Source organism: Klebsiella sp. X13 (assembly GCF_003323835.1).
Lineage (GTDB): Bacteria > Pseudomonadota > Gammaproteobacteria > Enterobacterales > Enterobacteriaceae > Klebsiella > Klebsiella ornithinolytica.
The window spans coordinates 2,227,442-2,249,331 of record NZ_CP030874.1; the positions used below are offsets into that span (position 1 = coordinate 2,227,442).

The window sequence follows — 21,890 nt, forward strand, 5'->3', positions numbered from 1 at the left end:
TAACAAGCTATTGATTTGACAGTAAGTGCTACGGATGCTGAATGGACTCTTTTCGATTTCAAAAATAGGTATTTCCGATGCACCTTTCCCATTGCCCGCCATACCTCCGCAAAACACTAAATAACTTATTATTTATCAATATATTAAATTACAAAATAGTCACCTGATAACCTGCGGGGGAGGGTCTATGCTTATAAAAAGCGAGATAAAAGGGTTCGCAAGGGGAATATCCCTTCTCCGGCTGGGTTGAAGTGATAATCGTTATCATTAACATGGTCGTATGCCCTTATGGCGCTAACCAATGAGGTAGAGCGATGGAATTAGATACAGGAACCTTCAATCCCGATGAATTTAGCTGGCGGGGTCTGATGATGACCCCGGCGGCAGCCGCCCATATTCGCGATCTGGTGAGTCAACAGCCCGATAAGCAGGGGTTGCGTCTGGGGATCAAAACCAGCGGCTGCGCCGGGTTTGGTTACGTACTCGAGCTGATTGCCGAGCCGGCAGAAGACGACCTGCTGTTTGAGCGCGACGGGGCGAAACTCTGGGCACCGCTGCAGGCTATGCCGTTTATCGATGGGACGGAGCTGGATTATGTTCGGGAAGGATTAAATGAAATCTTTAAGTTTCATAACCCGAAAGCACAGCACGAATGTGGCTGCGGCGAAAGCTTTGGGGTTCAGGCGGAGTAACTATGTCTCGTAATACTGAAGCAACTGACGATGTCAAAACCTGGTCCGACGGGCCGCTCAATTATAAAGAAGGCTTTTTTACCCGCTTAAAGACCGATGAGCTGGCGAAAGGCATCAACGAAGAGGTGGTGCGCGCCATTTCCGCCCGCCGCAACGAGCCCGAGTGGATGCTCGAATTCCGGCTAAAGGCATTTCACGCCTGGCTGGAGATGGAGGAGCCGCACTGGTTGAAAGCGCATTATGAAAAGCTCAACTACCAGGATTACAGCTATTACTCGGCGCCGTCCTGCGGTAACTGCGACGACACCTGCGCTTCTGAGCCTGGTGCGGTGCAGCAAACCGGCCCCGGCGCCTATCTGACTCAGGAAGTCGAAGAGGCCTTTAACCTGCTGGGCGTGCCGGTACGCGAAGGGCGTGAAGTCGCGGTTGATGCGATTTTCGACTCCGTCTCGGTAGCGACAACCTACCGGGAAAAACTGGCGGAGCAGGGGATTATTTTCTGTTCGTTTGGTGAAGCGATCCACGACCACCCGGAGCTGGTGAAGCAATATCTTGGCACCGTGGTGCCGGGGAATGACAACTTTTTTGCCGCCCTCAACGCGGCGGTAGCTTCTGACGGCACCTTTATCTACGTGCCAAAAGGAGTGCGCTGCCCGATGGAGCTGTCGACCTATTTCCGCATTAATGCGGAAAAAACCGGCCAGTTCGAACGTACCATTCTGGTGGCCGATGAAGGCAGCTATGTCAGCTATATCGAAGGGTGTTCTGCCCCGGTGCGCGACAGCTATCAGCTGCATGCGGCGGTGGTCGAGGTGATTATTCACAAAGATGCCGAGGTTAAATATTCCACGGTGCAGAACTGGTTCCCCGGAGATAACAACACCGGCGGGATTTTGAATTTCGTCACCAAACGCGCGCTGTGCGAAGGTGAAAACAGCAAGATGTCATGGACGCAGTCAGAAACGGGGTCCGCCATCACCTGGAAGTATCCGAGCTGCATTCTGCGCGGCGATAACTCCATCGGCGAATTTTTCTCCGTGGCGCTGACCAGCGGGCACCAGCAGGCAGACACCGGCACCAAGATGATCCACATCGGCAAAAACACCCGCTCGACGATTATCTCGAAAGGGATCTCCGCCGGGAAAAGCCAGAACAGCTACCGTGGGCTGGTCAAAATTATGCCGACGGCTACTAACGCGCGTAACTTCACCCAATGTGACTCGATGCTGATTGGGCCGGACTGCGGGGCGCACACTTTCCCGTACGTGGAGTGTCGCAACGACAGCGCGCAGCTGGAGCACGAAGCCACCACTTCGCGGATCGGCGAAGACCAGTTGTTCTACTGCCTGCAGCGCGGCATCAGCGAAGACAATGCCATCTCGATGATCGTCAACGGCTTCTGTAAAGATGTCTTCTCGGAGCTGCCGCTGGAGTTTGCCGTCGAAGCGCAAAAACTGCTGGCTATCAGTCTGGAACACAGCGTCGGCTAAGCGCCAGGCTTTACGAATTAAGGGAAATGAGATGTTAAGTATCAAAAACTTGCAGGTCGCCGTTGAAGACAAAGAGATCCTGCGCGGATTGAATCTGGAAATCCGCCCTGGCGAAGTGCACGCCATTATGGGGCCGAACGGCTCCGGCAAAAGCACGCTTTCTGCAACGCTTGCCGGGCGCGAGGACTATGAGGTCGTCGGCGGTAGCGTGGAGTTCAAAGGCAAAGATTTGCTCAGCCTGGCGCCGGAAGACCGCGCCGGTGAAGGCATTTTTATGGCCTTCCAGTACCCGGTAGAGATTCCCGGCGTCAGCAACCAGTTCTTCCTGCAGACCGCGCTGAATTCGGTGCGCGACTATCGCGGCCAGGAAGAGTTAGACCGTTTCGATTTCCAGGATCTGATGGAAGAGAAAATTAAGCTGCTGAAGATGCCGGAGGATTTGCTGACCCGTTCGGTGAACGTGGGCTTCTCCGGCGGTGAAAAGAAGCGCAACGATATCCTGCAAATGGCCGTGCTGGAGCCGGACCTGTGCATTCTTGATGAATCGGATTCCGGGCTGGATATTGACGCCCTGAAGATCGTCTCTGACGGCGTCAACGCGCTGCGCGACGGCAAGCGCGCATTTATTATCGTCACCCACTATCAGCGTATTCTCGACTATATCAAGCCTGATTACGTCCATGTGCTCTATCAGGGGAGAATCGTCAAATCCGGCGATTTTACCCTGGTCAAACAACTGGAGGAGCAGGGCTATGGCTGGCTTACCGAACAGCAGTAACGCGCTGCAGCAGTGGCATCATCTGTTTGAGGCGCTGGGTGAAAGGCGAACGCCTGAAGCCCGCCGGCATCTCCAGCAGGTCCTGCGCCTCGGTCTGCCGACGCGCAAACATGAAGACTGGAAATATACGCCGCTGGATACACTGAACAAAGGCACTTTTGTCGCGCTTCCACCGGGTGCCTTAACGGCAACAGAGCGCGATCAACGGGCGCTGTCGGTGGATGCCTGGCGGCTGGTGTTCATCGACGGGCAGTTCAGCGAGACGTTAAGCGACAACCTGGCCGGCAGCGGCTACGACGTCAGCGTGGCGGACGATCGTCAGGGATTGCCTGACGCGGTGCAGCCGGAAGTGTTCCTGCATCTCACGGAGAGCCTTGCTCAGACGGTGACGCGAATCCGCGTAAAACGCCATCAGCGGCCCGCTAAGCCGCTGCTGCTGATGCATGTGACGCGTGGAGGAACGGGCGACGACCTGAACACCGCGCACTATCGCCATCATCTTGAGCTGGAGAGCGGCGCCGAGGCGACGATTATCGAGCACTATCTGAGCCTGGATGAACAGCGCCACTTTACCGGCGCGCGTCTGACGATGTCGGTGGCGGATAATGCCCATCTGCAGCATATCAAACTGGCGTTCGAAAATGCGCAGAGCAACCATTTTGCCCACAACGATCTCGCGCTGGGCCGCGACGCTTCGGCCTTCAGCAGTAGCTTCCTGCTTGGCGGCGCGGTATTGCATCACCGCACCAGTACCCAGCTGCTGGGGGAGAACAGCACCCTACGGATCAACTCCCTGGCGATGCCAGTCAACAATGAGGTCTGCGACAGCCGAACCTGGCTCGATCATCGCGTTGGCTACTGTAATAGCCGCCAGCTGCATAAGACCATCGTCAGCGATAAAGGGCGGGCGGTGTTTAACGGTCTGATTAATGTCGCGAAGCACGCGATTAAAACCGACGGTCAGATGACCAACAATAATTTGCTGCTGGGGCGCCTGGCTGAAGTGGACACCAGACCGCAGCTGGAAATTTATGCCGACGACGTCAAGTGTAGCCACGGCGCCACCATCGGGCGCATCGACAACGAACAGCTGTTCTATCTTCGTTCTCGCGGCATTCCCTACCGGGCGGCGCAGCATATGATCCTGTACGCTTTCGCCGCCGAGCTGACGGAGGCGATTGGCGATGAGACGCTCAGGGCGCAGATTCTGGCGCGTATTGGCCAACGTCTACCGGGAGAAAAAGCATGACATTTTCTGTTGAACGGATACGCGCGGATTTTCCGTTGCTTAGCCGGGAGGTCAACGGTCAGCCGCTGGTCTATCTCGACAGCGCCGCCAGCGCGCAAAAACCAGAGGCGGTGATTCGCGCCGAGGCGGAGTTTTATCGCCACGGCTATGCCGCCGTCCATCGCGGTATCCATACGCTGAGCGCAGAGGCGACGGCGCGGATGGAACAGGTACGTCAGCAGGCGGCGAGGTTCCTGAATGCCCGCTCAGCGGAAGAGCTGGTCTTCGTCCGGGGGACCACCGAAGGGATCAATCTGGTGGCCAATAGCTGGGGGAATGCCAACGTCGGCGCCGGCGATAACATCATCATCAGCGCCATGGAGCACCACGCGAACATCGTCCCCTGGCAGATGCTCTGTGCCCGGGTGGGCGCCGAGCTGCGGGTTATCCCGCTCACTCCGGACGGCACCCTGCAGCTGGATGCCATTCCGGCGCTGTTTGATGAGCGGACCCGCCTGCTGGCCATTACCCAGGTCTCCAACGTGCTGGGGACGGAGAACCCGCTGGCGGCCTTGATTCCGCTCGCCCGCCAGCATGGAGCGAAAGTGCTGGTGGACGGGGCGCAGGCGGTGATGCACCACGCGGTGGATGTGCAGGCGCTGGACTGCGATTTTTATGTTTTCTCCGGCCACAAGCTGTACGGCCCGACCGGGATTGGCATTCTGTATGTCAAAGAGGCGCTGCTGCAGGAGATGCCGCCGTGGGAAGGGGGCGGGTCGATGATTGCCACCGTCAGTCTGACCGAAGGGACGACCTGGGCGAAAGCGCCGTGGCGCTTCGAGGCGGGCACGCCCAATACCGGCGGGATTATCGGCTTCGGCGCCGCGCTGGAGTATGTCAGCGCGCTGGGGCTGGCGCACATTGGCGAATATGAACAGACGCTCATGCGCTACGCTTTGCAGGCGCTGAAGGCGGTGCCGGATTTGACCCTCTATGGCCCTGACGAGCGCCTGGGGGTGATTGCCTTTAACCTTGGCGCACATCATGCCTACGACGTGGGCAGCTTCCTGGATAATTACGGTATTGCCATCCGCACCGGCCACCATTGCGCGATGCCGCTAATGGCGTTTTACAACGTACCGGCCATGTGTCGGGCTTCGTTGGCGATGTACAATACCACGGAAGAGGTGGATCGCCTGGTCGCAGGACTACAGCGCATCCACACGCTATTGGGCTAAAGGAAGCAATCATGGCGGCATTACCGGATAAAGACAAACTGCTGCGCAACTTTAGTCGTTGCGCGAACTGGGAAGAGAAGTACCTCTATATTATCGAACTCGGCCAGCGGCTGGCGCCGCTGAGCGCCGAAGAGCATACCGCGCAAAACATCATTCAGGGCTGCCAGAGCCAGGTGTGGATCGTGGTAGAACAAGGCGAAAACGGAGGGCTGTCGCTGCGCGGCGATAGCGATGCGGCGATTGTCAAAGGGCTGATTGCCGTGGTCTTTATCCTCTACGACCAGATGACGGCCAAGGATATCACCGACTTTGACGTACGGCCGTGGTTTGAAAAAATGGCGCTGACCCAGCATCTTACCCCTTCGCGATCTCAGGGCCTGGAAGCCATGATTCGCGCAATTCGCGCGAAAGCCGCAAATCTTAGCTAGAATAAACAGGTAGATTTCATTCTGTTACGTCAGGCCGGAGATGATGCCGGCCCGACGGCAGATCCTGGCGTTTTATCAGCGAAAGAAGGAATCTCAGTATGAAACGCGCATCTCTTATCACCGTAGCGCTTCTGACAGCCCTTAGCGTCTCACACGGCGCCTGGGCGGTAGATTACCCACTTCCCCCGGCGAACAGTCGGCTCATTGGCCAGAATCAATGGTGGACGGTACAGGAAGGGGATCGCAATCTGCAGGCGATTGCCCGCCATTTCGACACGGCGGCGATGCTGATTCTCGAAGCTAACGACACCCTCGCACCGGTGGAGCCGAAACCCGGGACTCAGGTATTAATTCCTTCACAGATGCTGCTGCCGGATGTGCCCCGGGAAGGTATCGTTGTGAACCTGGCGGAACTGCGGCTGTACTACTTCCCGCCGGGAGAGAACCAGGTTCAGGTTTATCCGCTGGGTATTGGTCAGCAAGGGCTGGAGACGCCGGAGATGACCACGCGCGTCGGGCAGAAGATCCCCAATCCGACCTGGACGCCGACAGCGGGCATCCGCGCGCGTTCGCTGGAGAAGGGCATCAAGCTGCCGCCCGTGGTGCCGGCCGGGCCGAACAACCCGTTAGGGCGCTATGCGCTGCGTCTGGCGTACGGCAACGGCGAGTACCTTATCCACGGTACCAGCGCGCCGGATAGCGTTGGCCTGCGGGTCAGCTCGGGCTGTATGCGCATGAACGCCGCGGACATCCAGGCGCTGTTTAGTCAGGTAAAAACGGGGACGCCGGTTCGCGTTATCAACCAGCCGGTGAAATTTGCGATTGAGCCGGACGGTAAACGCTATGTCGAAGTGCATCGGCCTCTGACGCAGGATGAAGCGGGCGACACCCGTACGATCCCGCACACGCTGCCAGCGGCCTTCCATCAGTTTGCCGGAGATAAGACCGTAGACGATGCGCAGCTTAAGAAAGCGCTGTCCCGACGTGCGGGCTATCCGGTGGTCGTCTCCACGGGCAATGAGGCGGCGAGCGGCGCAGCGCTATCGACGATGTCTGTGCAGAATGGCGCGATGGACGAAGCGAAAAGAGTGCAGTAGCGCGAGGCGGAAGGGGAGAGAGGACAAAAAAATGGCGCACAATGTGCGCCATTTTTATTACACAGGTACTATTACTTACGGTATTTAGTAGCCTGGTTGTCCAGACGCTGGTTAGCGCGTGCTGCGTCGTCTTTAGCAGCCTGGACGTCAGAACGCATTGCGTTCACGTCGTTGCTCAGCTGGTCAACTTTAGCGTTCAGAGTCTGAACGTCAGAAGACAGCTGATCGATTTTAGCATTGCTGGAGCAACCAGCCAGCAGAGTAGAACCCAGGATTACCGCGCCCAGTACCAGTTTAGTACGATTCATTATTAATACCCTCTAGATTGAGTTAATCTCCATGTAGCGTTACAAGTATTACACAAACTTTTTTGGGATGAGAATATTTTTTTACGGTAATACGCTTATTTTTGATCGTTCGCTCAAAGAAACATCGAATTTGGCAGATTAGTTTAAAAATCTTTGTGAAAACAGCACGCTTCCATCGGATTCATCTTAGATAATCTCTTATTAAATAGTAAATTCCGATTTGCATTTTTATTAAGAGTAGCTAGTGATTGAATAAAAAAAAGCGCCTCGAAGAGGCGCCTTTAAAAAACGAATTAACCTGTAAATTATTACAGCACGTGTACGGAGGCTGTATTGGTGGTTCCGCTCGGGACCAGCGCACCAGAGACCATAACAACCACGTCGCCTTTACGCGCCAGGCCGCTCTGCAGCGCCAGTTCTTTACCCAGGATGTAGAAATCATCGGTAGAGGAGAGCTGGTCAACCAGCTGCGGCACCACGCCTTTGGTCAGCACCAGCTGACGAGCAGTGGTTTCGTTGGTGGTCAGCGCCAGAATGGTGGCGTCCGGGAAGTATTTACGCACGGCGCGCGCAGATTTACCGCCCTGGGTCGCGACAACAATCAGCGGAGCTTCCAGTTTTTCTGCCGTTTCTACCGCACCACGGCACACGGCTTCGGTGATGCGCAGTTTACGGTTGTCGTTGTTGAATTCCAGACGGCTGGTCATCACGCGGTCGGTACGTTCGCAGATGGTAGCCATGATGGTGACCGCTTCCAGCGGGTATTTCCCTTTGGCGGATTCGCCAGACAGCATAACCGCATCGGTACCGTCGAGGATGGCGTTCGCAACGTCACCGGCTTCTGCGCGGGTCGGACGCGGGTTTTTGATCATGGAATCCAGCATCTGGGTGGCGGTGATAACCACTTTACGCGCGCGGATACATTTTTCGATGATCATTTTCTGGGCGAAGATAACTTCTTCAACCGGGATTTCAACGCCCATGTCGCCACGAGCAACCATGATGCCGTCAGACGCTTCGAGGATCTCGTCGAAGTTGTTCAGGCCTTCCTGGTTTTCAATTTTGGAGATGATCTGGATGTTTTCGCCGCCGTGCGCTTTCAGATGCTCGCGGATTTCGACGACGTCAGAACGCTTACGGATAAAGGAAGCAGCAACAAAATCAACGCCTTGCTCGCAACCGAAGATCAGGTCCTGCTTATCTTTCTCCGCCAGCGCCGGCAGGGCAATAGAAACACCCGGCAGGTTAACGCCTTTGTTTTCGCCCAGGTCGCCGTTGTTCAGCACTTTACAGATGACGTTCTTACCTTCAATGGCAGTCACTTCCATGCCGATCAGACCATCGTCGACCAGAACGGTGTTGCCGACGGACAGGTCGGTAGTGAAACCTTCATAGGTCACGGCGACGATTTCGTTGTTGCCGACGACGGATTTATCGGTAGTGAAGGTGAAAGTCTGACCGGCTTTCAGGGAGACGTCATTGCCGCCTTCCAGCTTGATGGTGCGAATTTCCGGGCCTTTGGTGTCCAGCAGGATAGCCGCGGTCTTACCGGTTTTGCTCAGCACGTTACGCAGGTTCTTGATGCGTTGACCGTGTTCAGCATAGTCACCGTGAGAGAAGTTCAGACGCATGACGTTCATGCCCGCGTCCAGCATTTTGGACAGCATCTCTTCGGATTCGGTTTTCGGACCGATGGTGCAAACAATTTTGGTCTTTTTCATGAAAGTTTTAGTCTTTAAGTTGTGAAGGATATGGAAATCTCGCTCCGTGGGCGCACGGCCGTGGAGTCAAACCTGTATTGCGAAAGTTGCTATGCCACGCTCTAAGAATAGGTGACAACAAAAGAGCGTGCAGAAGAAAGTGTGCTGGCGGTTCAGCCCATGAAAAGAGGCAGTATTTTATGCGTTTAGTTGTGCAGTCCAATGTGCTGAAACCATTCAAGAAAGAATCGGTGGGCATTATACGACGCTGGAACAAAAAAAGAAAATGAAAACGACGTTTCATTCTTTCCCATAAAAATGTAACAAAACTCAAACTAATCTAAATCTTCTCCGCAACACATTTTTTCACCAGCCGACAAAAATCAACGCCGTTATTTCGCGGATTTTCTCGCGGTTAGCCGCTGGAAACAGCGCACTGGCGCAAAAAAAGTGCGCTGGTTTGATTTATCACGAAAACATATCAATAATAATTTGATTGATAATGATAATTTGTGAGTCGACAAGAATGGGAAATAAAGCCAAAGACGACGAGTTGTACCAGGAAATGTGCCGGGTGGTAGGGAAAGTGGTGCTTGAAATGCGCGATCTCGGCCAGGAGCCAAAACATATCGTGATCGCCGGGGTGGTACGGACCTCGCTGGCTAACCCGAAAATCGCCCGTTCTGAACTGACCAAAGAAGCGATGGCGAAGGTGATCCACGCCTTATCCGGACACGATTAACCTTCCCGGCGCGCGGATCGCGCAGGCTCAGGAAATCACGAAACGCACGACCGCTTTCACCGCGATATCGCAGTGGTGGGCGACCATCTCTTCATCGTCGATAGCCGGCAAAGGGTCGTCGAGGAAGAGACTGTTGAAGGTGTAAAAGTTCGACACCTGATAAAAGCTAAAGCTGCTGATCAGGCGATGGACATCCCGCGCCTGCAGACCCTCCTGAAAAATTCCCTGCTGCTGCCCGCGCTGCAGAATATCCTCCAGAATCGACAGGGCGGTTCGATTCAGCGGCTTAAGCTGCCCTGACGACTGTAACCACTTCCCGCGCTGCATATTCTCCATACAAATCACCCGCATAAAGTTCGCATGGGTGGCGTGATAACGCACGCTCCAGCGCACCAGCTGAACCAGCGCTTCGACCGGCGGAAGCTGTTCCAGTCCGAGCTGCTGTTCAGTCTCGCGAATGCGCGCGTAGACATGCTGCAGTACCTCCTGGTACAGCTGCTCCTTCGTCTTAAAGTAGTAAACCACCATGCGTTTAGTTGTCTGCGCCTCGGTGGCAATTTGTTCCATGCGCGCCCCGAACAGCCCGTGTTCGGCAAAGACGACGATCGCGGCGGTGAAAATCCGCTCCTTCAGGGACTGTGCTTCATCATGAGCCACGACAGACATAACCACTCCTTTTTTCTGAGAGACAAAAAATACACATAATGATCACAAATTAGCAACCTTGCATGGCGCAAATGAACCAAATGATACATATTCAGGACTCACGTCTGTTGATGACACGAGGACCTATGCTGCGCTCTATTGCTACCGTTTCGATTTCCGGCACCTTGCCCGAAAAGCTCCATGCTATTGCGGCTGCGGGTTATCAAGGCGTCGAAATCTTTGAAAACGATCTGCTTTATTATACCGGCACGCCGGCGGATATTCGCAATCTGGCGGCTGATTTAGGGCTAAAAATCACGCTTTTTCAACCCTTTCGCGATTTTGAAGGTGCCAGCCGCAGCCAGTTTGCGGCGAATATGGCGCGGGCGAAGCGCAAATTCGCCCTGATGCATGAGCTGGGCTGCGACACACTGCTCCTGTGCAGCAATGTGCAGCCGGACTGTTCCGCAGATGTTGCGCTGCAGGTGGCGGATCTCGCCGCGCTGGCGGCGCTGGCGGAGCAGGAAAAGATCGTCATCGGCTACGAAGCACTGGCCTGGGGAACGCACGTCAACCGCTGGTATCAGGCCTGGGAACGGGTGAAAAGCGTGAACAGCCCGGCATTGGGGATCGTTCTGGACAGCTTTCATATTCTGGCCCGCGGCGACAATCTGCAGCGGTTGCCTGAAGTCCCGGTGGACAAAATCACCTTCCTGCAGTTGGCGGATGCGCCGCTGATGAAGATGGATGTCCTCGAATGGAGTCGCCATTTCCGCTGTTTCCCGGGGCAGGGTGAGCTGCCGCTGGTGGACTTTGCCTGTGATCTGACCCGTTGCGGCTACCGCGGCCCGTGGTCGCTGGAAATTTTCAATGATGGCTTCCGCGCGTCGCCGAACGGCGCAACGGCGAAAGATGGCTACCGCTCGCTGCAATGGCTGGAAGAGCAGACCCGCCGGCGGCTGGAGGACAGCGATGCGTCGCTGTTTCACGCTGCGACAGTGCCGGACTATCTCGGCCTGGAATTTATCGAATTTGCCGCCAGCCCAGCGGAAGCGCAGGCTCTCGGCCAGCGCCTGTCGCAGCTGGGGTTCTGTCAGGAAGGCAGCCACCGTTCGAAACAGGTGGCGCTGTGGCGTAACGGCGGGGCAAGAGCGATTGTCAACTCCCAGCCGCACAGCTGGGCCGACCATTTTCACCAGCGCCACGGGGTCTCGCTGTGTGCAATGGCGCTGCGCGTCAGCCGCAGCGCGGCGATTGTTGAGCGCGCCCGCGCCTATGGTTACGCCACCTGGCAAGGGGATGCCGGGCCAAATGAAAGCCCGATTCCGGCGATTTGCGCCCCCGACGGCAGCCTGATCTATTTAATCGAAGCCGGTGACGATATCTACGCCCGCGATTTTCATCTGCATGACGCGCCGGCGCTGCGCGATGACTACCGCGGCATCGATCATCTGGCGCTGGGAATGGAGGCGGAAAGTCGCGATAACTGGATTATCTTTTTCCGCACCGTCTTTGGTTTCACCCTCGAACATGAACAGACGCTGCCGGATCCGTATGGTCTGGTGCGCAGCCTGGCGGTTCACAGCCCGCAGGGCAATATTCGCCTGGCCTTGAATATCTCCCAGAGCCGCGCCACCCAGATTGCCCGGTCGGTGGCCTGCTATCAGGGGGCGGGCTTGCAGCACGCGGCGTTTGCCTGCCGTCACCTGCCGGAGACCCTCGACGCCCTGCCGCAGGTCTCCCGTCAGGCGCTGCCGATTCCGGCTAATTACTATGATGACCTGCTGGCGCGCTATGGCGAGGCGGTGGATGTCGCGACGCTGCAACGTCTGCACATTCTCTATGACGGCGATCCGCGCGGCGGGGAGTTCCTCCACCTTTATACCCGCCCGTTCTCGGCAGGGCGCTTTTTCTTCGAATTGACCGAAAGACGCGATGGCTATGCCCTGTACGGTGCGGCAAATGCCGCCGTTCGCCTGTCGGCAATGCAATACAGCTAGTGATGTATCAAATGGTTCATTGAGCACAGCATCGTCAATACAATAACAACATTCATCTGCACCCTATGACAGGAAAACGACTATGAACGCGTACAGCCAGAATCACTCGGCAGCGGCGCAAGCCGCGACCGCCGTGCCGCGCTCCCGGCGGCGAATGGGGATCCTCACGCTGCTGGCTATCGGCACGATGATTAACTACCTCGATCGGACGGTGTTGGGCATCGCGGCCCCCAGTTTAACTTCCGAACTGGGGATTGATGCGGCGGTCATGGGGATCGTGTTTTCCGCCTTCGCCTGGACCTACGCGCTGGCGCAAATTCCCGGCGGCCTGTTCCTCGACCGTTTCGGCAATAAAGTGACTTACTTCCTGTCGCTGACGCTGTGGTCGCTGTTTACGTTGTTTCACGGCATGGCGATAGGGCTGAAAACCCTGTTGCTGTGCCGCTTTGGGCTGGGGGTCAGCGAGGCGCCCTGTTTCCCGGTGAACAGTCGGGTGGTCAGCGCCTGGTTCCCGCAGCAGGAGAGGGCCAAGGCAACGGCGGTCTATACCGTCGGGGAGTACCTCGGGCTGGCCTGCTTCTCACCGCTGCTGTTCTGGATCATGGGCAGTTTCGGCTGGCGAGCGCTGTTTATCAGCGTCGGCGCGGTCGGGGTGCTGTTTGCGCTGGTGTGGTGGCGCTGCTACCGCGAACCGCATGAAGACAAACGCCTCAGCCAGCAGGAGCGAGATCATATTGTCAACGGCGGCGGTCTGGTGACGGCGAGCGACCAGCAGACGGCTTTCAGCTGGCCGCTGGTGCGTCAACTGCTGGGGAAACGGCAGATTCTCGGCGCCAGCATCGGTCAGTTTGCCGGGAATACGGTACTGGTGTTTTTCCTCACCTGGTTCCCAACCTATCTGGCCACCGCGCGCCATATGCCGTGGTTGAAGGTGGGGATCTTTGCCATTCTGCCGTTCCTTGCCGCCGCCGGCGGCGTGATGTTCGGCGGCTGGATCTCCGACAAACTGCTGAAGGCCACCGGCTCGGCCAACCTCGCGCGTAAGCTGCCGATCGTTGCCGGTCTGCTGATGGCCAGCAGCATTATTTCCGCCAACTGGCTGAGCAGCGATCTGGCGGTGATTCTGGTGATGTCATTCGCCTTCTTTGGTCAGGGAATGGTCGGTCTGGGCTGGACGTTGATCTCCGATATCGCGCCGAAAGGGCTGGGTGGCCTGACCGGCGGCCTGTTTAACTTCTGCGCTAATTTCGCGGGGATCCTCACGCCGCTGGTGATTGGCTTTATCGTCGCGGCCTTCGGCGACTTCTTCTATGCGCTGATCTATATCGGCGGCGCGGCGCTGCTCGGCGTCGTGGCGTATCTGTTTATTCTGGGCGATGTCAAACGCATCGAGCTATCGCAGTAAAGGAGCAGGGGATGATAATTAGTGGTAATACGCAGCTGATCGCGCATCTGGGTTATCCGACCGGTGGTTTTAAGGCGCCGATGATCTACAACCCGTGGTTCGACCGACAGCAGGTGGATGTCAAAGTGGTGCCCACGGGCGTGAAGCCGGAGGCGCTGGCGACGGTGGTTCCGGCGCTGTTTACGCTGACCAATATTATCGGTGCGCTGGTCACGATGCCGCACAAGATTGCCACCTGCGGGCTGGTGCATCGCCTCAGCCCCACGGCGACCATTGCCGGCGCCTGCAACGCCATTCGCCGCGAGGCCGACGGCACTCTGAGCGGCGATATGTTCGATGGCGATGGTTTCGTGCTCGGTATCCGGCGTAAAGGCTTTCAGCCAGAGGGGGCACGGGCGCTGGTGGTCGGCTGCGGCGGCGTGGGGTCGGCGATCGCGGCTTCGCTGGCAGCGGCGGGGGTACGCGCCCTGACGCTCTACGATAGCCACGCCGATGCTGCGCATGCGCTGGCGCTTCGTCTGCTGCAACACTATCCGCTGCTGGATATCAGCCTGATGCAGCGTGACCCGCAGGGGCACGATCTGGTGGTGAACGCCACGCCGCTGGGGATGAAGGCGGGGGACCCGCTGCCGCTCGATCCTCAGCGGTTGACGCCCGGTACCTGGGTAGGGGAAGTGGTGATGACCCAGGCCTTTACGCCGCTGCTGCAGGCCGCCCAGGCGCGCGACTGTCCGGTTCAGCGCGGTACCGACATGTTGTTTGAAATGATCCCGGCCTATCTGCGTTTCTTCAACCTGCCGGTAGCGACCCCGGAACAGCTGCGCGAACTGGCGGAAATTCGCTACTGAATCGCTGGCGGCCCGGTTAATATATCGTTCTGTTTCCGGGCATTTAGCGAGCCATCATGATGACCAACGCAGTCGTTCTGCTGGCGGCGGGGAGCCTGAAAGGGGCTTTTATCCCGCTGCTGGCAGGTTTCCATCAGCAAAGCGGTATTCGGGTCGAGGCCCATTTTGGTCCTGCAGGTTTACTGCGCGAGCGTATTGAAGGCGGGGCGGCGTGTTCGGTATTCGCCTCTGCCAACCGTCAGCATCCCCAGGCGCTGCGCCAGGCCGGGCGGGCGGGAGAATGTTATTCGTTCGCCCGCAACCAGCTGATGCTGACCGCCCGTCGCGCCGCCTGCGATGACCGCGCCGACTGGCTGGCGCTCCTCACTAACCCGCAGCTGCGTCTGGCGACATCGACGCCGGGCTGCGACCCGTCCGGCGACTATACCTGGCAGCTGTTTGAGCGCATTGAAGCCCGCTTCCCTGGCTGCGGCAGCGCCATGATGGCCCGCGCGCAGCAGCTGGTCGGGGGACGGCAGTCGCTCAGCGTCCCGCCGGGCGAGACGGCGGGAGCCTGGCTTATCCGCGAAGGGTTAACCGACCTGTTTATTGGCTATGCCCATTACGCCAGCCAGATGACGATGGCCGACGATCTGCGGACGGTAACGATTCCGGCGGCGTGGAATATCCAGGCTGATTATCAGCTGACGACGCTCGACGAGAGCGCCGGGGCGCAGCGTCTGTGCCGCTTTATCCTCGGCGCAGAAGGGCAGCAGTATCTGCAGGCCGCGGGTTTTTTACCGGCTAACGCCGAATCGTAAACTGCGGCGCCAGCAGCGGTGAGTCTGAGCCGGGGTAATCAATTTTACGCACCGCCAGGCCGTAGGCGCGCTGCAGATGCGGCTCGCTAAGCACTTCCCCGGAGCGTCCCGCCAGCCACTCGCCGTCCGGCAGTAGCAGCAGCGTATGGCTGGCGACCTGCAGGGCATGGGTGGGGTCGTGGGTGGTGAAGATCACGGTGCGCGACTGGCGATGGGCCAGGTCGCTGATGAGCTGCAGCACCACCTGCTGGTTGGACAGGTCCAGCGCCGAGCAGGGCTCATCCAGAAGGATATTCTGGCTGGCACCCACCAGCGCGCGGGCAATCAGCACCAGCTGCTGCTGGCCGCCGGAGAGCGAACGAAACGCGCGGCCCGCGAGGTCGGCGATGCTCAGCTGGCGTAACGCCTCCTCAACCCGGCGTTCATCGTCAACGGCCGGTTGGGCAAACAGACTGACTTGCCGGGCGCGGCCCATCAACACCACCTCCCGCACTTGCCAGTTGAACGCCGGGCGGAACGATTGCGGCACAATCGCTATCCCGCCTTCACTGTGGAAACTCCCGCCAAGCGGCGGCAGCACGCCGGTGAGGGTGTCGAGCAGGGTGCTTTTCCCGCGCCCGTTGGCACCGAGTACCGCCCAGATTTCACCGGGCAGGCACTGCAGGCTGAGCGGCCGGAAGAGCGGCTGACGGTGGCCGTAGCGCAGTTCCGCCAGCCGAAGCGACATGTTCATCAGACCATCCCCCGACGACGTGAGTGGATCAGTAGCCAGGTAAACAGCGGGGCGCCGAGCAACGCGGTAATGATCCCGACGGGTATCTCTGCCTGGGTCAGCGAGCGGGCCAGATCGTCGACCACGATCATTAATCCGCCGCCGAGCCAGAAGGCGGTGGGCAGCAGACGGCGGTGGTCGGCGCCGACCAGCAGCCGTGCCAGATGCGGGATCACCAGTCCCACCCAGGCGATGCTGCCGCTGACCGCCACCTGTGCGGCCACCAGCACCGCGCAGCATAGCAGCACGCCGCGGCGCAGCGCGGTGACCGAGACGCCGAGACCGCGCGCGTCTCTCTCCTCCAGCGCCAGCAGGTTGATTCGCCAGCGCAGCGCGATCAGGAGCGTGGTGCTGACGAGAATCGGCAGCGCCATGATCGCCACTTTGTGCCAGCTGGCGGTGGCGAAGCTGCCCAGCAGCCAGAAGACGATATTCGGCAGCGTCTCTTCGGTATCGGCCAGATATTGCATCAGGCTGACGAGAGCGGCGAAAAAGCCGCTGAGAATAATCCCGGAAAGAATCAGCACCAGCGTGTTTTCCCGCCCTTGCAGCGCGGCAATCAGGTACACCAGCATTAAGGCCAGCAGGCCGAAACCGAAGGTGGAGGTCATCATCAGTACGGTGTCCAGCCCCAGCAGGATGGCCAGCGTGCCGCCAAACGCGGAACCGGAGGTGACGCCAATGATATGGGGGTCCACCAGCGGGTTCTGGAACACGCCCTGCAGCGTGGCGCCGCACAGTCCGAGCGCGCCGCCGGCCAGCAGCGCCATGATGACGCGCGGCAGGCGCACCGACCAGACAATTTGCCCGGCCACGCCGTCTGCGGGCGACAGATGTCCCAGCTGGCTGAATACGTCGCTGAGGCTCAGGTGATACTGGCCGGCGCACAGCGAGGCGACAGCAATCAGCAAGGTTGCCAGCGCCAGCCCGCCTTGCAACAGCGCCGGGTGACGATTACTGAGCATCCGGCGTCCACTTCACGCGATAAAACCGCTGGTAGTACTCCTGCGCTTTGCTATCAACATCCACGCCGTTATAGCGGGAAGGATAAAGCTTTTTGGCCATCCACAGCTCGCCGAGGGCCAGCGCTTCCGGCATCGGGTAACCCCAGGCTTTGGCATACTCTGGCATCAGCCAGACGCGGTGATTTTTTACCGCGTCAATCCCTTGCCACTGCGGATCGGATTCGATCTGTTTGACCACCTGCGGATAGCGGTCCTGGACAAAGATCACCTGCGGATTCCACTGTAAAACCTGCTCCAGTGAAACCTGACGCGCGCCCTTGACCGTGGCCGCCGCGACGTTCAGCGCGCCGGCATGTTTCATCATCAGGCCGGTGTATTTGCCGGAGCCGTAGGTATTGAGGTCTGGATTGGCCATATAGACGCGCACCTGCTGATTGTCGGGGATATCGGCGACCGGCGCGTTGGCCTCTTTGCGCGCGGCGAAGGCGGTGCGAATGAGCGTTTCCGCCTGATCTTTGCGATCGACCACCGCACCAATCAGGCGAATACCCTGCTTTAACCCTTCGTTATAGGCCTGCTCTTCATCGGCCATCGACGGGTTCATTTTGTTTTTTTCACCCGCGGCATCCTGGCGTAACGAAATAGCCACCACCGGGATCCCGGCGTTCTGAATCTGTTGAATCATCGCCTGCGGCGCATAGTTGGCGACAAACACCACCTGCGGATGCAGCGCCAGCAGGCTCTCGATATTGACCTGGGTTAAATCTCCCGGCGTTGGCAGTTGTTCAATCCCCGGCATAAAGCGGGCGAAAGCAGGGCCAAGCTGCTTTTTCCAGCTGCTCATCACGCCAACAATCTCGTCACTGGCATTAAGCTGCACCAGCAGGTTTAGGGTTTGATGCTGGAGAACGACGGCGCGGGTAATGTGGTCAGGAAGCGTCACCTCGCGGCCAAGCTGGTCGGTGACGGTACGGTCGGCAAAAGCATGACCGGCAAACAGGCAGGCGCTGACCAGCGTCAGCCCCGGTAACAAACGGGGTCGTTTTGACATGAGTGGACTCGGTTAGGTGAGAAGAATCGTCGTATATTAAAATATATAGCGTTAGCGGAAGCAATGCTTACCGGCCGGTCTACCCATTCAGGACAAGTTTACTCGTAAAAAACCGCTTCTTCGGTCATTCGCGACTCGATCTGCGCGGCGACTTTTTGCAACGGTGCCAGATATTTCTGCGCCGCTTGCTCAAGACTCATCGCCTTCGCCATATAAACCAGGTTCAGGCAGCCGATAACCCGCTGCTGGCTGCGGATCGGTACGGCGATGGAGGCGATTTTCTCCTCCTGCTGCCAGCCGCGAAAGTTTTCGCCGTAGCCCTGACGTCGTGTGCGCTCAAGTATTGCCGCCAGCTTTTCCGGCTCTCGCGCCAGCTGATACTCCTCTTCCGGGCGCGCCGCGAGGATCTCGATCATCGCCTGGCGCTCATGATCCGGGGCGAAGGCCAGCCAGGTGAGCCCCGAGGCGGTCAGCAGCAGCGGGAGCCGACGGCCGACCATCGCGCGATGAAACGACAGGCGGCTGAAGCGGTGCGTGGTTTCACGGACCACCATGGCGTCAACATCCAGGGTGGAGATATCCGTCGGCCACAGCACTTCGCGCAACAGCTCCCCCAGTAGCGGGGTGGCGAGGGCAGAAATCCAATGTTCGTCACGAAATCCTTCACTCAGCTGACGGATTTTGAGGGTTAAACGAAAGCTGTCATCGGATTGACTGCGGCGAACGTAACCCTCCTCCTGCAAGGTCTCCAGCAGTCGTCTGACGGTGGTGCGATGCAGGCCGCTAAACTCAGCCAGCGTGCCGACCGTGGCCCCGCCATCGAATTTATTTAACAAATTAAGTAACAATAATCCCCGACTCAATCCGCGGACCGTTTTGTAATCTGCCTGCCTGCTTTCGCGCATATTTCCTCAATTAATATCCAGATAAACAATGATGTGCACCTGGTGCACATCCGGTGATGTTTTGATTGTAGCGCATCCGGCCGACCCTATACTGACCTCACTATAAAAATGTATTTACATCTATTTAACAAAGTGCCGGGCGTCAGTTTGCGACGCAGGCACGGTGTCTGAGTCGTGAGGTTCTGAAATGACAACATCGAATCCGGATATTCAACCCGCTGTACAGCATACCGCCCAGGTCGCGATCGCCGGCGCGGGCCCGGTCGGCCTGATGATGGCCAACTACCTTGGTCAGATGGGCGTCAGCGTACTGGTTGTCGAAAAACTCGAGGCGCTGATTGATTACCCGCGGGCTATCGGCATCGACGATGAATCGCTGCGCGCGATGCAGGGCATCGGGCTGGTGGACCATGTTCTCCCGCATACCACGCCGTGGCACGCGATGCGTTTTCTGACGCCGAAAGGGCGCTGTTTCGCCGATATCCAGCCGATGACCGATGAGTTTGGCTGGCCGCGGCGTAACGCGTTTATTCAGCCGCAGGTGGATGCCGTCATGTATGAAGGATTGCAGCGTTTTCCCCATGTGCGCTGCCTGTTTTCTCGCGAAGTTGAAGCCTTTAGCCAGTCTTCGGATGCGGTGACCTTGCATCTGAAGGGACCGGCGGGCGAACGCGAAACGTTACAGGCCGACTGGCTGGTCGCCTGCGACGGCGGAGCCAGCTTTATTCGCCGTACGCTGAATATTCCCTTCGAAGGTAAAACCGCGCCGAATCAATGGATTGTTATCGATATCGCCAATGATCCGCTGGCGACGCCGCACGTCTATCTGTGCTGCGACCCGGTGCGTCCGTACGTCTCCGCCGCGTTGCCGCACGGCGTAAGGCGTTTTGAATTTATGGTGATGCCCGGCGAAACCGAAGCCCAGCTCAGCGAGCCGCACAAGATGCGCCAGCTATTGAGCAAGGTGCTGCCGGATCCGGACAACGTCGAGCTGATTCGCCAGCGCGTCTATACCCATAACGCGCGTATCGCCGAACGCTTTCGCGTCGATCGCGTGCTGCTGGCGGGCGATGCCGCCCACATCATGCCGGTCTGGCAGGGGCAGGGGTACAACAGCGGCATGCGCGATGCATTTAACCTCGCCTGGAAACTGGCGCTGGTGGTGAACGGCAAAGCCGGTGAGGCGCTGCTGGACAGCTACCAGCAGGAACGGCGCGATCATGCTAAAGCGATGATCGATCTCTCGGTCACCGCCGGCAATGTGCTGGCGCCGGCGAAACGCTGGCATGGCGCGGTGCGCGACGGAATTTCGTGGCTGCTCAACTATCTGCCGCCGGTCAAACGCTACTTCCTCGAGATGCGTTTCAAGCCGATGCCGCAATACCGTGCCGGCGCCCTGCTGCTGGAGGGGGAAAGCAAAAACTCGCCGGTGGGGAAAATGTTTATTCAGCCCAAAGTCACCCTGGAGAGCGGTACGGTCACGCTGCTTGATGAGGTCATTGGCGCGAATGTCGCCATTCTCGCCTGGGGCTGCAACCCACAATGGGGGCTGAATGCCGGGCAGATAGCCCAGTGGCGCGCCGTCGGCGTGCGATTTATCCAGGTCGTGCCGGAGGTACAGATTCATCGCCAGCAGGACAATTTTGCGGGCGTTATCCGCGTCGGCGATACGCAAAACCGTCTGAAAAGCTGGTTTGCGCAGCACGATACCGCGATTGCCGTAGTGCGTCCGGACCGCTTCGTCGCCGCTGTGGCAATCCCGCAAACCCTGGGTCAAAAGCTTGACGCGCTGGCGAGCAAGATGCAGCTGGCCTCCGTGCAGACCACAACAACGATTGAACAGGTGGCTTGATATGAACGCGTATCTTCATTGTCTCTCGCATACGCCGCTGGTGGGTTATGTTGACCCGGCACAGGCGGTGCTGGACGAGGTTAACGGCACCATTGCCGACGCCCGGGCGCGGATTGCCGCCTTCGCCCCGGAGCTGGTGGTGCTGTTTGCCCCCGATCATTACAACGGTTTTTTCTACGATGTGATGCCGCCGTTCTGTTTAGGCATCGGCGCGACTTCTATCGGTGATTTCAGCAGCGCCAGCGGCGTCCTGCCGGTGCCGACGGCGTTGGCGGAAGCCTGCGCCCACGCGGTGATGAAGGAGGGGATCGATCTGGCGGTCTCTTACTGCATGCAGGTGGATCACGGCTTTGCGCAACCGCTGGAGTTCCTGCTCGGCGGGCTGGATACGCTGCCGGTTCTGCCGGTGTTTATCAACGGTGTCGCATCGCCGCTGCCGGGCTTTCAGCGCACCCGCATGCTGGGCGAAGCCGTCGGCCGCTTCCTGACCACCCTCAACAAACGAGTATTAATCCTCGGCTCCGGCGGGCTGTCGCATCAGCCTCCGGTGCCGGAGCTGGCGAAGGCCGATGCCCATATGCGCGATCGGCTGCTGGGCAGCGGCAAACAGTTGCCGCCGGTCGAGCGGGAACTGCGCCAGCAGCGGGTCATCAGCGCGGCGAAACAGTTTATCGAAGACCAGAACTCGCTCTATCCGCTCAACCCCGTCTGGGACAACCGTTTTATGAGCCTGCTGGAGCAGGGACGGCTGATGGAGCTGGATGCCGTCAGTAACGAAGAGCTGTCGGCAATGGCCGGCAAATCGACGCACGAAATTAAAACCTGGGTGGCCGCCTTTGCCGCGCTATCCGCATTTGGCAGCTGGCGCTGCGAAGGCCGCTATTACCGACCCATCCCCGAGTGGATAGCCGGATTTGGCTCGCTGAGCGCCACCGCGCAGAACTGA

General features: G+C 58.3%; 22 protein-coding genes. 14 read left to right on the forward strand and 8 right to left on the reverse strand.

Annotated elements, in window-relative coordinates; all coding sequences use genetic code 11:
* Window positions 1-314 precede the first annotated feature (314 nt).
* The 7 genes from sufA to ldtE all read left to right on the forward strand — a co-directional run bounded on the left by sufA (window position 315) and on the right by ldtE (window position 6,951).
* Window positions 315-692: a Fe-S cluster assembly scaffold SufA gene (sufA, locus tag DSD31_RS10610; protein ID WP_004863289.1), complete on the forward strand. Its 378-nt coding sequence runs from the start codon at window positions 315-317 to the stop codon at window positions 690-692.
* Between the two features lie 2 nt (window positions 693-694).
* The gene (gene sufB, locus DSD31_RS10615; RefSeq protein ID WP_004863284.1) at window positions 695-2,182 is read left to right on the forward strand and encodes a Fe-S cluster assembly protein SufB; all 1,488 of its coding nucleotides are present in this window, start codon (window positions 695-697) and stop codon (window positions 2,180-2,182) included.
* Between the two features lie 31 nt (window positions 2,183-2,213).
* Window positions 2,214-2,960, forward strand: coding sequence for a Fe-S cluster assembly ATPase SufC (gene sufC / locus DSD31_RS10620; protein WP_004863281.1), 747 nt, complete (start codon window positions 2,214-2,216; stop codon window positions 2,958-2,960).
* Window positions 2,935-4,209, forward strand: coding sequence for a Fe-S cluster assembly protein SufD (sufD, locus tag DSD31_RS10625; RefSeq protein ID WP_015584112.1), 1,275 nt, complete (start codon window positions 2,935-2,937; stop codon window positions 4,207-4,209). The genes sufC and sufD overlap by 26 nt, the downstream gene beginning before the upstream one ends.
* Window positions 4,206-5,426, forward strand: a complete 1,221-nt coding sequence (gene sufS / locus DSD31_RS10630; RefSeq protein ID WP_015584113.1) for a cysteine desulfurase SufS — start codon at window positions 4,206-4,208, stop codon at window positions 5,424-5,426. Before sufD ends, sufS begins: the two co-directional genes overlap by 4 nt.
* Window positions 5,427-5,437: 11 nt before the next feature.
* Window positions 5,438-5,854 carry a cysteine desulfuration protein SufE gene (gene sufE / locus DSD31_RS10635; RefSeq protein WP_004863272.1) on the forward strand — a complete coding sequence of 139 codons (417 nt, stop codon included), beginning with the start codon at window positions 5,438-5,440 and terminating at the stop codon, window positions 5,852-5,854.
* Between the two features lie 98 nt (window positions 5,855-5,952).
* A complete protein-coding gene (ldtE, locus tag DSD31_RS10640; protein WP_004863269.1) occupies window positions 5,953-6,951 on the forward strand; it encodes a L,D-transpeptidase LdtE in 999 nt (332 codons plus the stop codon).
* Window positions 6,952-7,022: 71 nt separating this feature from the next.
* On the opposite strand, the gene lpp is transcribed toward ldtE, so the two are convergent.
* The 3 genes from lpp to ynhH form a co-directional block, all read right to left on the reverse strand.
* Window positions 7,023-7,259 carry a murein lipoprotein Lpp gene (gene lpp, locus DSD31_RS10645; RefSeq protein WP_001082307.1) on the reverse strand — a complete coding sequence of 79 codons (237 nt, stop codon included), beginning with the start codon at window positions 7,257-7,259 and terminating at the stop codon, window positions 7,023-7,025.
* A 308-nt stretch (window positions 7,260-7,567) separates the two neighbouring features.
* Window positions 7,568-8,980, reverse strand: coding sequence for a pyruvate kinase PykF (gene pykF / locus DSD31_RS10650; protein WP_015584114.1), 1,413 nt, complete (start codon window positions 8,978-8,980; stop codon window positions 7,568-7,570).
* 7 nt (window positions 8,981-8,987) lie between these two features.
* Window positions 8,988-9,263 carry a protein YnhH gene (gene ynhH, locus DSD31_RS26685; RefSeq protein ID WP_418338559.1) on the reverse strand — a complete coding sequence of 92 codons (276 nt, stop codon included), beginning with the start codon at window positions 9,261-9,263 and terminating at the stop codon, window positions 8,988-8,990.
* A 222-nt stretch (window positions 9,264-9,485) separates the two neighbouring features.
* On the opposite strand from ynhH, the gene fumD reads away from it, so the two are divergent.
* Window positions 9,486-9,701, forward strand: coding sequence for a fumarate hydratase FumD (gene fumD, locus DSD31_RS10655; protein WP_015584115.1), 216 nt, complete (start codon window positions 9,486-9,488; stop codon window positions 9,699-9,701).
* Window positions 9,702-9,728: 27 nt separating this feature from the next.
* Here fumD and DSD31_RS10660 read toward each other — a convergent pair whose 3' ends face one another.
* Complete coding sequence (locus DSD31_RS10660; protein WP_113991031.1) at window positions 9,729-10,367, reverse strand: TetR/AcrR family transcriptional regulator; 639 nt, start codon at window positions 10,365-10,367, stop codon at window positions 9,729-9,731.
* A gap of 125 nt (window positions 10,368-10,492) precedes the next feature.
* Between DSD31_RS10660 and DSD31_RS10665 the strand changes: the two genes are divergently transcribed.
* The 4 genes from DSD31_RS10665 (at window position 10,493) to DSD31_RS10680 (ending at window position 15,399) form a co-directional block, all read left to right on the forward strand.
* On the forward strand, window positions 10,493-12,346 hold the full coding sequence (locus DSD31_RS10665; RefSeq protein WP_113991032.1) for a bifunctional sugar phosphate isomerase/epimerase/4-hydroxyphenylpyruvate dioxygenase family protein: 1,854 nt from the start codon (window positions 10,493-10,495) through the stop codon (window positions 12,344-12,346).
* Between the two features lie 82 nt (window positions 12,347-12,428).
* Window positions 12,429-13,751, forward strand: coding sequence for an MFS transporter (locus DSD31_RS10670; RefSeq protein WP_104895234.1), 1,323 nt, complete (start codon window positions 12,429-12,431; stop codon window positions 13,749-13,751).
* Window positions 13,752-13,762: 11 nt separating this feature from the next.
* The gene (locus tag DSD31_RS10675; RefSeq protein WP_004863178.1) at window positions 13,763-14,599 is read left to right on the forward strand and encodes a shikimate dehydrogenase family protein; all 837 of its coding nucleotides are present in this window, start codon (window positions 13,763-13,765) and stop codon (window positions 14,597-14,599) included.
* 59 nt (window positions 14,600-14,658) lie between these two features.
* Entirely contained in the window at window positions 14,659-15,399 is a 741-nt protein-coding gene (locus DSD31_RS10680) for a substrate-binding domain-containing protein (protein WP_113991389.1), read from the forward strand.
* Here the strand turns inward: DSD31_RS10680 and DSD31_RS10685 are convergent.
* The 4 genes from DSD31_RS10685 to DSD31_RS10700 all read right to left on the reverse strand — a co-directional run bounded on the left by DSD31_RS10685 (window position 15,383) and on the right by DSD31_RS10700 (window position 19,092).
* Window positions 15,383-16,132 (reverse strand): ABC transporter ATP-binding protein, encoded by a 750-nt coding sequence (locus tag DSD31_RS10685; protein WP_004863172.1) that lies wholly within the window; start codon window positions 16,130-16,132, stop codon window positions 15,383-15,385. The genes DSD31_RS10680 and DSD31_RS10685 overlap by 17 nt on opposite strands.
* Complete coding sequence (locus tag DSD31_RS10690; RefSeq protein ID WP_004863169.1) at window positions 16,132-17,136, reverse strand: FecCD family ABC transporter permease; 1,005 nt, start codon at window positions 17,134-17,136, stop codon at window positions 16,132-16,134. The genes DSD31_RS10685 and DSD31_RS10690 overlap by 1 nt, the downstream gene beginning before the upstream one ends.
* A complete protein-coding gene (locus DSD31_RS10695; RefSeq protein WP_113991033.1) occupies window positions 17,126-18,187 on the reverse strand; it encodes an ABC transporter substrate-binding protein in 1,062 nt (353 codons plus the stop codon). The genes DSD31_RS10690 and DSD31_RS10695 overlap by 11 nt, the downstream gene beginning before the upstream one ends.
* 98 nt (window positions 18,188-18,285) lie before the next feature.
* A complete protein-coding gene (locus tag DSD31_RS10700) occupies window positions 18,286-19,092 on the reverse strand; it encodes a DNA-binding transcriptional regulator (RefSeq protein ID WP_004863162.1) in 807 nt (268 codons plus the stop codon).
* 187 nt (window positions 19,093-19,279) lie between these two features.
* On the opposite strand from DSD31_RS10700, the gene DSD31_RS10705 reads away from it, so the two are divergent.
* Both DSD31_RS10705 and mhpB read left to right on the forward strand, forming a co-directional pair.
* On the forward strand, window positions 19,280-20,944 hold the full coding sequence (locus tag DSD31_RS10705) for a bifunctional 3-(3-hydroxy-phenyl)propionate/3-hydroxycinnamic acid hydroxylase (RefSeq protein ID WP_004863158.1): 1,665 nt from the start codon (window positions 19,280-19,282) through the stop codon (window positions 20,942-20,944).
* A gap of 1 nt (window position 20,945) precedes the next feature.
* Complete coding sequence (mhpB, locus tag DSD31_RS10710) at window positions 20,946-21,890, forward strand: 2,3-dihydroxyphenylpropionate/2,3-dihydroxicinnamic acid 1,2-dioxygenase (protein ID WP_004863155.1); 945 nt, start codon at window positions 20,946-20,948, stop codon at window positions 21,888-21,890.